The organism is Citrobacter sp. Cu233 (assembly GCF_030332225.1).
GTDB lineage: Bacteria > Pseudomonadota > Gammaproteobacteria > Enterobacterales > Enterobacteriaceae > Citrobacter.
Genome location: NZ_JAOWIF010000033.1, coordinates 572,395 through 586,964 on the forward strand (window position 1 = coordinate 572,395; position 14,570 = coordinate 586,964).

Annotated in this window: 5 protein-coding genes; 2 read left to right on the forward strand and 3 right to left on the reverse strand. The window is 50.8% G+C overall.

The genetic code is table 11. From position 1 onward, the window contains the following. Positions 1-342: 342 nt before the first annotated feature. Positions 343-948: a helix-turn-helix domain-containing protein gene (locus tag OGX95_RS12815; RefSeq protein ID WP_286629661.1), complete on the forward strand. Its 606-nt coding sequence runs from the start codon at positions 343-345 to the stop codon at positions 946-948. A 41-nt stretch (positions 949-989) separates the two neighbouring features. Here OGX95_RS12815 and OGX95_RS12820 read toward each other — a convergent pair whose 3' ends face one another. The 3 genes from OGX95_RS12820 to OGX95_RS12830 form a co-directional block, all read right to left on the reverse strand. After that, positions 990-2,363, reverse strand: coding sequence for an HlyD family type I secretion periplasmic adaptor subunit (locus tag OGX95_RS12820; protein WP_286629662.1), 1,374 nt, complete (start codon positions 2,361-2,363; stop codon positions 990-992). Further along, positions 2,350-4,554, reverse strand: coding sequence for a type I secretion system permease/ATPase (locus tag OGX95_RS12825; protein ID WP_286629664.1), 2,205 nt, complete (start codon positions 4,552-4,554; stop codon positions 2,350-2,352). Before OGX95_RS12825 ends, OGX95_RS12820 begins: the two co-directional genes overlap by 14 nt. Positions 4,555-4,751: 197 nt before the next feature. After that, entirely contained in the window at positions 4,752-6,095 is a 1,344-nt protein-coding gene (locus OGX95_RS12830) for a TolC family outer membrane protein (RefSeq protein ID WP_286629666.1), read from the reverse strand. A 332-nt stretch (positions 6,096-6,427) separates the two neighbouring features. On the opposite strand from OGX95_RS12830, the gene OGX95_RS12835 reads away from it, so the two are divergent. Beyond that, positions 6,428-14,566, forward strand: a complete 8,139-nt coding sequence (locus OGX95_RS12835; protein ID WP_286629667.1) for a retention module-containing protein — start codon at positions 6,428-6,430, stop codon at positions 14,564-14,566. Positions 14,567-14,570 lie beyond the last annotated feature (4 nt).

The window sequence follows — 14,570 nt, forward strand, 5'->3', positions numbered from 1 at the left end:
TGATAGCATAATATAACAACAATAGTAACTTTTTAATGAAAATAAAGAACGTGCAAATCAATGGGTTGTGTCTTTTAGGCTATTATACAAAGAGCAAAAAGACGAAATTGTGATGACAAAGGTGATAAGCATTAATTCTTTCTGGACAGCGCAATATACTGCTCGACACCACCACGCGAGAACAAAGTCAGTGCTGTCAGCGCGTCAAAAGCACCAGGGAATGCTGGTGGTAGAGGTAGATGGAAATAAATGTCAGCTTGTATTAAAGCTGACGTTTATTTTGTCCGTTAAGTCAATTCCACCATTATTTTGCCGAAGCAATCATTTGCTTTTGAGAGTCCCATGTTCCAGAACGAAATAGACAAATCTGTAGTGCTGATTGGTGATGAAATAAAGAAATCGGATAACGCCTGGCTGTCCTTACGTAAAAAGCGTCAGCGCATAGACCTGAAAGTCGATGGAAATATCTTGTTTCTGGAGAAAGGGACGGTCTCTGTATATCGAATCGAAAATGATTTAGTGACGGTAAGCATTTCTGCACCGGCGATCCTTGGACTTCCACAAATGCGTACGGAGGTCACTGGGCACTATTTACGCTGTGACACCGATTGTGAAATGTGGGCCATGAGCGTACTGAATGCCGATCATTTATTTACCGCTAAAAATCTCTGGAAGCAGGCGTTTGATATCCTGGCGCATCATCTGCAGCGCTATTTCCAGCGTGAAGCATTGCAGTCGCACAGAACCATTCGTGAGCTGATTATTGAACACGTCAAATATATTTGGGCGATGGAGCCCGCGGTACGTGAGAAAACATCCGTATATACCTTTATTTTGACCCGCAATCATATCTCGCGCAGCGCTATTCATAAGGTATTACAGGAGCTGGTGAATGACGGAAAAATTACGCTCAATCGGGGTAAACTTTCTGCTTATACCGCGGCATAAACATATGCGCCCCTGATTAAACGCAAGGGGCGCGCAAGTGATTAACGTTCTCTGAGCGCCTCCGCGCGCGCACGAATGATCGGTTTCAGCAGATAGCTAAGAATGGTTTTCTTACCGGTGAGGATATCGACGCTTGCCACCATACCTGGAATGATCAGCATCGGATGCTCTTTTGTACCCAGGGTGTTTTTGTCAGTTTGCAGACGAACAATATAGAAACTTCGTCCCTGCTTATCGGTAATGGTGTCTGGACTTATCTGCACCACTTCACCGCGCAGCCCGCCATAGATGGTGTAATCGTAAGCGGTAAATTTCACCATCGCGTGCTGACCTGGATGCAGGAAGGCGATATCGCGCGGCTGTATTTTTGCCTCAATTAACAGCTTGTCATCCAGCGGCACGATTTCCACCAGATCGCTGCCCGGCTGAATGACGCCGCCGATAGTATTGACCATCACCTGCTGGACGATACCGCGCACCGGTGAAGTAACCATGGTACGATTCACCCTGTCTTCCAGCGCTTTGACGCTGGCCTGGGCTTTGCTCAGATTGGTGCGGGCTTCGTTCAGTTGAGCCAGTGCATCACTCTGAAAGCGGCCACGGCTTTCACCGATTTTGTTCTCAATCTCTTTAATTTCTGAGGCGGCTTTAGGCAACGACAGGCTGACGGAATTGAGCTGTCCGGCGGTTTCCACTTCAGTACGATGCAAACGCAGCAGTTCGACTTTTGAAATGGCACCTGAGGCAAGTAACGGTTCTGACATTTTGATTTCCTGGCGTATTAATCCCAGGCTGTGCCTGAACTGATCTTCCTTTGATTCATAATCGCGCAATTCTTGTTTTTTCTGCACCAGTTGCTCTTCAAGTGCCGAAATTTCGTTGTGAAATTGCGCCCGACGGCTGTTATACAGTTCGGTTTCACCGCGGGCGACATCCGGGGCTTTGCTGGCAATCTCTTCTGAGATAACAAAGTCACGGTTTTCAACTTCTGCGGTCAGGCGTTCTACCTTTGCGCGCAGGCCGAGTTTATCCGCTTCTGTTTCGCCGACGTTTGAAGCAAAACGTGTGTCGTCAAGGTGCAGTAATGGGGCGCCGGCGTTGACGATTTGCCCTTCGTGGACGTACAGCTCGGTAACAATCCCGCCTTCCAGGTTCTGTATTTTTTGCAGTTTTGACGAGGGGATCGCTTTGCCTTCACCGCGTGTCACTTCATCAATCTTCGCAAAACCTGCCCACACGAAGGACAGGACCACCAGCGCAAGGATCACCCACAGCGTCAGGCGAATGACCCGTGGAGCATCATCGATAATGGCGTGACTCACTTCATTGATACTGTCGGTTTGATTTTCATCACGGCCGTGAAAATAGTGCTGCATGAAGCGGCGAGCACGCGCCAGGAAATCAGCGAGACGCATTAATCTGCCCCTTTTTCAACGCATCCATCACCACCGCTTTCGGGCCATCTGCGATGATGCGTCCTTTATCAACAATAATCAGGCGGTCAACCAGCGACAACATGGAGGCGCGGTGGGTGACCAGTAATAGCGTTTTACCTGCGATGCAGGGGACCAGCGCGTGTTTGATCTTCTCTTCGCTGGTGTTATCCATCGAGCTGGTGGGTTCATCCAGTAGCAGTAGAGGCGGATCCAGCAGCAGCGCACGCGCGAGTGCCACTGCCTGCCGTTGTCCGCCTGAAAGCTGAGAACCGCGCTCGCCAACCTGCAGGTTGTAGCCGTCAGGATGCAGGCGAGCGAAATCGTTGACACCCGCCAGCTCCGCCGCGCGTAACATGCTTTCGTCATCGACATAGCGTGCACCGCACAGCAGGTTGTCGCGCAGTGTGCCGTTGAACAACTGGATGTCCTGCGGGACGTAGCCGATGCTGTGGCGGAGATCGTTGACATCCAACTGGCGGGAATCGATACCGTCGATCAAAATGTTACCGGCGCTGGGCTGGTACAGATTGACGATCAACTTACTGAGCGAGCTTTTACCGGAGCCGCTACGGCCAATGATGCCGATGCGTTCGCCGGGCTGAATGGTGAGATTAATTTTGTGCAGTGACAGGTTTTTTTGTTCCGGATAGCTAAAATCCACGTCGCGGAATTCAATGCTGCCCTGCAACTGTTCGCGCTTGAGCGGGTTTTCATCCGCGCGGCGCTCCTGCGTCAGTGACATCATCTTATCGGTATTCTTGATGGTGATTTTTGCCTGCTGGTAACGGGCAATAAGACCGGTTAATTGGCCCAGTGGCATTAATGCGCGGCCATTAAGCATGTAGCAGGCGATCAGGCCACCCATACTCAGCCTGCCGCCGATAATCATATACACACCAGCAATGATCATCACCACGCCCGAAATCTGCTGGAACCAGCCGGTGAGATTGCTGGCCAGACTGGACAAGGTTTTCACCCGTAGTTCCAGACGGCTCAGGCTACCCAGCGTTTGTTCCCACTGGAACTGACGCTCGCTTTGGGCATTATTCACTTTAATGGCATCCAGGCTGCTGAGCGTTTCAATTAACAGTGCCTGACGCTCGCTGGCGAGACTCATGGTTTTAGCCACCGCCGCATTGACCGGTTTTTGCAGTGCCCAACTGCACAGCAGGGCAATCGGTAGCGTCAGGAGCGGGATCCAGGCCAGAGAGCCGCCAATAATGCCTATAACGATCAGCAGCAGCAGGGTGAAGGGCAGGTCGATAATCGTCGTCAGGGTCAGCGATGAGAGGAAATCACGCAGTGACTGAAACTCATGAATATTTTGCGCAAAGCTACCCACGCGCTGTGGACGCTCTTTCATCTCCATGCCGATAATGCGCTCAAACAGGGTCGAGGAGATAATGAGATCGCTTTTTTTGCCCGCAATATCAAGACAGATACCGCGTAGCATTTTCAAAATCAGATCAAAAACAAAGGCAAGGCAAATGCCCACAGCCAGTACCCACAGCGTCACCGTCGCCTGATTTGGCACCACGCGGTCGTAGACGTTCATGGTAAAGAGCGGTGTGCCGAGTGCGATCAGGTTGATCAGCAGGCTGGCCAGCACGGCATCCATATACAGAAAACGTGACAGCTTCAGCGTGTCTTTAAACCAGGACCTGGTACGTGGCAAAAAGGCTTCTGCCTGCAAATCGAACTCATGGCGCGGATGGGCAAAAATAACCTTTCCGGCATAGCTCTGTTCAAGCGTGGCTAAATCGACACGGATTTCACCACCTTCGCTTTCGCTGGGCATAAAACGAGCGCTGCCATCTTCATTCCATGCCAGCAATACGCCTGTTCTTCCAGAGCGCAGTAACAGCACGGCAGGCAGAGACATCTGCGGAATTTTATCAAGCGCTCGCGTCACCACCCGCGCTTTTAAACCGGCTCTTGCCGCTGCGCGAGGAAATATATTCAGCGTGAGTTGATCGTTTTCTAATGGCAGACCGCTGCTTAACGTTGAACGACTGGCGGGTTTGCCGTGCAGAGAACACAAAATAAGTAGGCTATCTAATAACGGGTCGTCATGATGGCTACGGGGATCGTGATATTGAGAATTACTACTGTCAGAATTCTCTGGGACTTCATTTAATAATTCAGCTTGTGCACTCATTTTCGCAACCATTCTGACCTGCAGGTTTAAATATTAGCAAGCTAATAATCAGCGTGCAGGTCAGGGATTTATTTGAATATACCTGCCATACTTTCAGTTGCATATGCGCTGCCGCATTCGTTCACTCCAGTCACTTACTTTAGTCAGTGGCTGGGGACACACTCTTGCCGTCTTTCTGCAAACCGGATTATTTAAGGTATAAATAATGATTAATGAAGTTCAGGCAGGTTATTTTCTTCTGCAGAATCTACCGGTTGACCTGATGGTGGTGGTGCAATTTTTAGAATACCCATTAATTCACCTGTACGTTCGCTAATACGATAACCGCTGGTTACTGCCAGATAGCGTAATTCGACAAGGCGGCGTTTTGAGGAGAAAACTTCATTTTCGCTATCAAGTAAATCCAGTAGCGTACGTTCGCCCAGACTGAATTGATCCTGATAGGCGGTACGTACTTTTACGCTACGGTCGGCATATTCTTCGGCTGAAGGAAGCTGAGCGCGTGCGTTTTGTAATGCTGTCCACGCCAGACGCAGTTCCTGATTCATCTGGCGCAGCGTGTTATTACGCACATCCTGAGCCTGCTTATGCAGATAAGCGCGGGAGTCCATTGCGGCTTTGTCGCTACCACCCTGGTACAGGTTGTAATGCAGTTTGACCATCGCTTCCCACTCTTCGGTATGTGCGCGAGTGGTGTCGGTGTTATTGCAGATCCCACGGGAAAGCTCAACGTCAACGCGTGGGTAGAAGGTTGATTTTGAGGCTTCATACTGTTGATGTGCGGCCTCAATATCCGCATTGGCAGACTTCAGTAATGGGCTATTCTTCTCCATTCGACTTTTGGCGTCCGCAAGCGAGGTTGGCAGTTCAGCATCGATACTCGCTGGCTGACTGAGTCCTTGCGGTTCCATGCCGGTAACGCTGATAAAGGTGGTTTTTGCGTCTTCGAGGTTGGTTTGCTCGGTCAGTAAGTTGTTACGCGCCTGCGCCAGACGCGCTTCGGCCTGCATGAAGTCTCCTGAACGGCCAACGCCCTGATCGGTACGCAGTTTTATCTGGTCATAGATGCGTTCATGGTTAGCCAAATCATCTTCAGCCAGACGGACAAACTCCTCGCGCTGCAACACGTCAAAATAGGCCTGAATCACCGTATATGCAGTACTTTCGCTGGTATTCATAACGCTCCAGGCGCGTGAGTCCACGGTCGCTTTTTGTCGGGCGACTTCGCTGGAGGTGGCAAAACCATTAAACACATTTTGCTCAAGGCTCAGCGTCGCCTCGTTGGGGGACTGCGTCAAACCGTTGGTGCTGCCTGCGGCACGAGTCGTTGCATCATCAATATTTTTGCGTCCGGCTTCAGCATTTAAATTTAGCGACGGTAAATACCCACCTTTTGCCGCACGAAGTTCTTGTTCGGAAGAATAACGGCTATTTATCGCCGCATTGACTTCAGGGTGATTAGCTAATGCTTCTTTAACGGTATTATGTAAATCTTCTGCATTAACTGAATTTATTGAAAACCATGAAAGCAGAAAAACAAAAAACTTCTTCATGACATGAATGCCTTATATATCACGGTTATGACTTCCCGTTGTCGTTGCTATCATCCATTTTTACAAACACGTTATATTAATTAACAACTGTGAATTATCGAAATTGCTTACAGCGGACAGCTATTCAACGACATGTTTGGTCACATCGTGTTTTATTTTTAGTTATTTTTTATTATATTCATTGGCCAGTCAAGTCTCATGTAATTGCACTTTATAAAATGTGTTTTTTTCTACATTGGGATATTAATGTTTACATTAAATGAATGTGATATTTGTTCGTTAATTTATTAACGAGTTTATAAAAATAATGATGGTATTTAAGTGAGGTTACGGTGAGCAAATTACTCGGTGTGATCAAAGCAATAATTGGACAGGTCTATGTTGTTGACGCAAGTGGCGCACAGCGACCTGTTCATGAAGGCGACAGAGTCTATAGCGGTGAGGACATTGTGACCGGTGCCAACGGCGCGGTAAGTCTCTCTTTACCGGACGGAAAAACGCTGGATATTGGTCGCAACAGCAACTGGGGCGATCATGGGCTACAGACCAACCCGACTCCGGAACGTGATGCTCAGGATATTGCCGCCGTACAAAAAGCGATTGCTGATGGGGCCGACCCGACGCAGACACTGGATGCGACCGCTGCGGGCAATGAAACGCCGGTGCAGTTGGAGGGCGGTGGGGGGGGCCACTCGCTGGTCCAGCTGGCCTTAACCGGACAAGTCGTTGATCCGACAGCCGGTTTTGACACGCAAGGGCTGGGGAGCCCGACCAGGGATATCAACCTGCCGGTAGGGGGAATGGACACCGGTACAGCCAGTGTATTCCCACCCGAAGTGCAAATTACCGGGTTTGCGGGTAACGACGGCTACATTAATAATGCCGAATTCCACCGGACCCATTTAAGCGGCACCAGTAACCAAAATCACGTCACGCTCACCTTCACCGATAGCCAAAAAAACACATTTACAGTCGATGTCCCGGTGAATAATGGTCACTGGAATATTGATACCGATCTGGGTGGACTGATGCCGGGAAATGTAACCGTGGTGGCAATAGCGACCGATGTCTCGGGGCGAACCGCACAAACTTTCGACAATGCGTTGATTGATATTACCGGTCCACGTATCGATATTACGGTCGATAGCGTTACACCAGATAACCTGATTAACCACCAGGAGTCTCTTCTGTCGCAAACCGTGATTCACGGGAATGTCGGGGGAGATGCAAAGCCGGGTGATGTCGTGACGCTGGTTGTCGATGGTATAGCGTATACCGGCACGGTCGACGATTCGGGAACGGGTATTTTGACTTACAACATCCCGGTCCTGACCCAGGGGCTGCTGAATGACCCGACGATTCATGCCTCCCTAACTTCTACCGATGATGCCGGCAACAGTACCACCGTTTCGACCGATCATTATGTTGATAACGATTTGTATGCACAGAATGCGGTGATCATCGGGACGGTGGCAAATGATGATGTCGTCAACGCTAACGAATCTCGCATGCCGACGATCATTTCTGGCGTAGCCAGCGGTGATGCCAACGTGGGCGATCCGGTCACCTTGACTCTTCAGGGCAAAACATTCCATGGCACGGTGTTCGACGACCATGGTCAGCTGCGTTATGAAATTGTGGTGCCTTCCTCAACGCTGAAAGAAGGTACAAATGATGTGCAAGTGACGCTGGTCAGCCATGATGCTGTCGGTAACGAAGCGATTGCCATTACGCACAAAACTGTGGTGCTGGATACTCAGGCACAGAACACCCTGACTATTAACGATGTGACCGACGATAACACCTTGAATCGTGCAGAACTGTACATGCGCAACCAGGTGATTTCCGGGACTGTCAGCGGCGCAGACGCCAGAGTAGGCGACCCGGTACAACTGGTGATTAACAACCATCAGTACAGTGGGCAGGTTATCGAGCTGGGTAATGGTCGCCTGGGTTATCGTATTGCGGTGGACTCGTCTGACTTTGCTAACAATAGCGGCAACGAGTTGAAAGAAGTGAATGTGATTACCACCGTCACTTCTCATGACAACGTTGGTAACCTGGCGATTGCTACCAGCACCCATAGCGTGCATATCGACAACTACGCCGAAAACCTGATCACCATTGACGATGTGACTGCCGATAACACCCTGAACTTTAACGAACTCTCGGCAAGAAAACAGATTATTACCGGTATCGTCGATGGTGAGGATGCGAAGATAAACGATCCGGTTTTACTGGAGATTAACGGTCATCAGTACAGCGGACAGGTGATTGACCTCGGCAACGGTAAGCTGGGCTACAGCATTGAAGTCGATTCGTCGGCGTTTGCCGATAACAGCGGCCATGTGCTGACCGATGTGAATGTGACGGCGAGGGTCACGTCCCATGATGATGCGGGCAACCTGTCTATCGCCACTGATGTCCATAAAGTTCATATCGATAACTACGCGGAAAACACACTGACCATTGAGAACGTGGCCACGGACAATGTGGTCAACGCGATTGAAAACCGCATGCCGACGCTTATCAGTATCGTTGCTGGCGGCGATGCGAAAGTGGGCGATGCGGTGACCATCAGCGTAGCGGGTCAACACTTTGCCGGTAAAGTGGTCGATGTGCACGGCCAGTTGCATTACGACGTACTGGTGCCGACAGGGGTACTGCAGGAAGGTAAAAATGACGTGGTGGCGAAACTTATCAGCCACGACAAGTCAGGCAACGAAGTGACCACTAAGGCACACAGTACAATTATCCTCGATACCCATGCGCATAACGACATTTCACTGGATAGCGTCACGGCAGACAATACTCTCACTCACCATGAACTGGAAGCGACCACACAGAACATAACGGGCATGGTCAGTGGTGAGGATGCGAAGATCGGCGATCCGATACAGCTGGTGGTCAATGGTCATCGCTACAGTGGGCTGGTTATCGATCTGGGACATGGCACGCTGGGCTACAGTATCCCGGTTGACTCTTCATCCTTTGCCGACAACAACGCCCACGTGCTGGCGGATGTGAACGTGAGCGTCATGGTCACATCCCATGATGCCGCGGGTAACCTGGCTATCACCAGCGAGAGTCATACAGTCCATATTGATAACTATGCCAAAAACGGGGTGACGACAGGGAGAGTTGCTAACGATGACGTGGTCAACGCCATTGAAAACCGGATGCCTACCTTCATCAGCGGTATTGCTCATGGTCTGGATGCGAAAGTCGGCGACATCGTAACTGTCTACGTACAGGGGAAGGACTTCAGTGGAACCGTGGTCAATATCAACGGCAAACTGTGTTACGAAGTCGCTGTTCCAACCGGTACGCTAAAGGAAGGCAGCAACGATGTGATGGTGAAACTGGTGAGTCATGATGCGTTAGGTAATGAGGCGGTTGCGATCACGCACCGCACGGTGACGCTGGATACCCAGGCGCACAGTTCCGTCAACATTGATAACGTGACTGACGATAACATTCTTAACCACCAGGAGCTGGATATGCCAATGCGGCTGGTCCGCGGCACGGTGGGCGGTGATGCACAGGTTGGTGATGAGGTTCGTGTTGAAATACGCAATCACACCTTTACCGGCAAAGTGATTGATATTGGAGGCGGTAAGTTAGGCTATCAAATCCCGGTTGATTCGACGGCGTTCAGCGATAACCAGGGGAGCCAGGATAAAAATGTGTCCGTGAAGGTCACGGTGATTTCACATGATGCGGTGCTAAATGAAGTGATCACCTCGGCTACCCATCATGTTCATATTGATAATCATGCTGATGCCGGTATTACAGTCGATACCGTCGTGGGTGATGACAAGCTGAACGGTGCTGAAGCCGGGCAGCGCCTCACTGAGGTGATGGGAACGGTGTCCGGCGATGTGCATGCGGGCGCTAAAGTTCAGGTTATCGTCAATGGTCATACTTACGAAACAACCGTTGAAAAACTGGCAGAGCACAATGGCGCGCTGGGTTATAAGCTGGATGTACTGAGCCGCGATCTGGTCAAAGATCCCCATATCGTCGCCCGTGTGGTCGGCGAGGATCAGGTCCACAATTTGCAGAAAGCTGAGATAACGCACGACCTGGTCGTTGATTTGCATGCGAAAGCCATACTGACGATTGATCCCGTCGCCGGTGACAATATGGTCAACGGCGATGAATCTCTCCAGCCATATACGTATGTGACCGGCAGAGTTGGCGGTGATGTACATGTCAATAACGTTGTGTCTCTCACGGTGAATGGCCATGTGCTGACGGGGAAAGTGACGGATATCGGCAATGGTCAGCTCGGTTATAGCATTAAAGTCAGTACCGCTGATCTGATCTCCGATCCGCATTTAACCGCGACGGTGAGCACTACCGATGGAGCTGGCAACCCGGCCAGGGCCGATGCGGAAACCACGGTAATTATCGATACCCGCATTAATGCGGAGATCACCATTGATTCGGTGACGTCAGACAATACGCTCAACCTGGGTGAACAGATGCACGGGTATACCCTTGTGAGCGGGACGGTTAGCGGTGAAATCCATCCTGGCGATCCGTTCACGATGAAGATTAACGGCCACACCTACTCCGGCGTGGTGGAAGATCGCGGCGGCGCTCAAATGGGCTTCCACATTTCGGTCGCAACGTCCGATCTGGTTGCCAGCCCGCATATTGAAGTCTCAATGGACGTGACGGATGCGGCGAAGAACCATGCCCATATTGTGGCGCACCATGATGTTAGTCTGGATGACAAAGCGCTGGCGGCAATCACCATCGATCCGGTTACCGGCGATGATGTGTTGAATAAAGATGAATTGGGAAAAGCGACGACAATCATCAGTGGCACCGTGGGCGGCGATGCGCAGGATGGTGATATTGTGCATCTGAACATTGGTGGCCACAGGGTTGATGCCACGGTGAAGAACCTGCCAAATCTGGGCACCCTGGGTTACTCCATTAATGTCGACACCCAGTGGCTGCAAAACGATCCGCACATTACCGCGACCATCACCACTACCGATGCGGCAGGGAATAATGCCACGGCGGATGCACGTAGTACCGTAGTCATTGACGATCAAATTGACGCAACGGTGCATATCGACCCAATCGTTACCAGTGATGGCGATGCGGTGATCAACCACGATGAAGCTCTGAATCCAGAAACTACCGTCACAGGGACGGTGGGCGGAGATGTCAAAATTGGGGATATGGTTGAGCTGACCATCAACGATCAGACCTATTTTGCACGGGTGGAAAATCAAAACGGTCAGCATGTATTCAGTACCAAGGTTTCGACCTTAGATCTGCTTATGGACCCGAATATTCATGCTGAGGTAACGGCCAAAGACGACGCGGGCAACATCGTTCGCGCGACAGATGATCGACCTGTGGTCATCGATACCACGGCAGACGCCGGGATTACTATTGATGCGGTTTCCAGCGCAATACCACCGGGGATGACCGTTGCAAACGATCTGGGACCTGGTAGCAGGCCGGACTACATCACTGTAACCGGGCACGTCGATCCTGATGCCGTTCGCGGCGATCATGTAACTATTACTGTGGGACATGGGACGTCTATTACCACCGATGTGATTTATTTACCGGATGGTAAGCTCGGCTATCAGGCAAATATCGGCTCAGACAGTTTTAACGATGATGGCAATATTACTGTCGCTATCACCACCCACGACAATCATGGCAATACAGCAACGGCGACAGAACATAAAGTGATTGATCTGCCCTGGCTGCACCATACGCCAGTGATCGGCAATACGCCTTACGGATTTATCCCGCCGCCACAGGTCACCACGCCGACTACCGGGCCAGGAACAACACAACCTCATCAGCCCACCGTGCACCTTACTGTTGATAAGGTGGCAGGCGATGACATTCTCAATCATGATGAAGCGTTGAAATCGACGACATCGATTCGTGGTCTGGTTACTGGCGATGCCCATATTGGAGACGACGTTATTGTTACTATTAACAATGTTCCATACAAAGGGTACGTCAAGGCTATCCCGACGATGCCGGGACAACGGGTCTATGAAGTGGATGTCCCAACCACTGAACTTCAGGCGCATCCATCGTTTGATGTTGCTATCACAGTGAAAAATGCGGCGGGAATAGCAACAGACTCGGCGCATAAAGAGATCGCTGTAGACACGGAAAATCCGCTGAAGATCACGATGGATAAGATTGCCAGGGATGATGTGATTAATGGCAAAGAAGCCCTGGCGGGAAAAGTAACCGTTAGCGGTACAGTCAGTGGGGAAGGTATCCATGACGGGAGCGTGGTGAATCTGCAGGTGAACGGCAATACGTTGACCGCTGTTGTCCATCAGGATCACGGTCAATGGGTCTGGTCGAAAGAGGTCAGCGTCAATGATCTGCACAATAACCCGGATATCGAGGCGACGGTAACGGCGACGGACGATCATGGAAACCTGGGGCAAGATACCGCGAAAAGTCATGTCGTGGTCGATCTGAATGCCGATGCCAGAGTCAGTATCGATAGCATTACCGCGGACAACGTGCTGAATGCCCGTGAATCGCTGCAACCTAAGATAGCCGTAACCGGTTCTGTATCCGGAGATGTGCATCCGGGTGATAAAGTGACCCTGACGGTTAACGGTAACGATTATGCGGCTACTGTCGATAAGCAACATCATTACTCCGTTGATATCTATACGAAAGATCTGCTAGCCGACCATGCCATCGTCGCGACCGTCACGGGTTACGATAATCATGGAAACGTGCAGCCCGCCAGCGTCACGCAGAATTATTCAATTGATACGACGAGCACGGGCAGTGTGACCATCAATACCGTCGGCGGCGACGATATTATCAATGCTGATGAGGTAGCAGCCGGAACCGTTGAGGTCAGTGGCCGGGTCGATGGGGATGTGCATCCCGGTGATAACGTTTTTCTTACCGTGGATGGCGTGAAGGTTGAAACGCGGGTGATTGAACTGCCGCATATGAACGGCCAGCTGGGTTACAAAGCGCTGGTGAGTACGCTCGGGCTGCAGAACGATCCGACAATTCATGTCAGCGTGCAGGGGCACGATGCCGCGCTGAACCCAATGCTCGCGGTGAACGATAAAACGGTTACCATCGACACACAATGGCATGCCACACTTTTACTGGATGATGTGACGACGGACGACGTACTCAACGATGATGAAACGAAGCAGGCAAAAACCATCATCAGCGGTCATGTCACGGGGGATGTAGACGTCGGCGATCAAGTCACCGTCACGGTTAACGGTAAGGATCTGGTGGCTGACGTGAAAAACAGTGGCGGTTACAAAGTGTTCAGTGTTGAAGCCAGTACGGCTGACCTGCTGCATGACCAACACATCACGGCGCATGTTATGGCACATGATGATGCCGGTAACGTCGGAAGAATTGAGACCAGCAAAACGCTCACTATCGACAGGACGGCTGCGGGCACTATCGACGTTGATAACGTTACAGCAGACAACGTTATCAACAGCAAGGAACTTTTAGATCCGACAATCATGATTACCGGGCATGTGGGTGGTGATGCTAATCTCGGGGATACGGTAAAATTGAGCATTGGCGGACATGACTACACGGGGACAGTCGGCGTATCAGGTACCGGCGAGCGGATCTATCAAATTAAGGTTGATACTGATGTCCTGAAAGCCAACACAACCTTTGATGTTGAGGTTAAAGGTCATGATTTGGCACTGAACCCGTATAAAGCGACCGCCACCCACTCCTATTCCATTGACGATCATGCGGATGCCACACTGATTGTCGATAAGGTCACCGGGGATAATCACATTTCTCGCGCAGAAGCGCAGGCCGCGACCACCCACATCACGGGTAGCGTAACGGGCGATGTGCATGACGGCGAGCACATCAACGCGCTGGTTAACGGTCATCTGTATGATACAACGCTGCATCAGGTTAATAGCGAACTGCGTTATGACTTTGAGGTGGATACGTCGTCATTCCGTCCCGGGCATAACCGCGTAAACGTGCTGGTTGAGGCGAACGATAACTACGGTAATACCGCACACTATGCGCAAACGCTGAATGTCATCATGGACGATCCAACGCCGATCAAAGGTCAGGCGGTGGACAAGGGGCATCATGCGGCGGTTCAGCATACCTTGCACGATTTGTTTGACGATAGTGCGCTGTCACTCTCCTACGCCTCTTCTACGAAGGTACATGGGACGAATGCGCCGCAGGATGTTACCGACAAAGCGAAGAGCGCTCTCGATAAAGTCGATCTCAGCGATTTGGCGCGTGAACTGCATGAAGGTGTGGATATCGCGAAATACATTCAAAGCGGCGACGATCATCATCTGATTGCCAGCCCGGCGAAGGTCGCGCATGGGATTGATACCGCGCTGTCGGTCCACCCTGGTGGTGATTTACATTCCACGATGTACTCACTGGATCACCTGATCGCTAAACCTGACCAAAATCACACTCACTAACGGA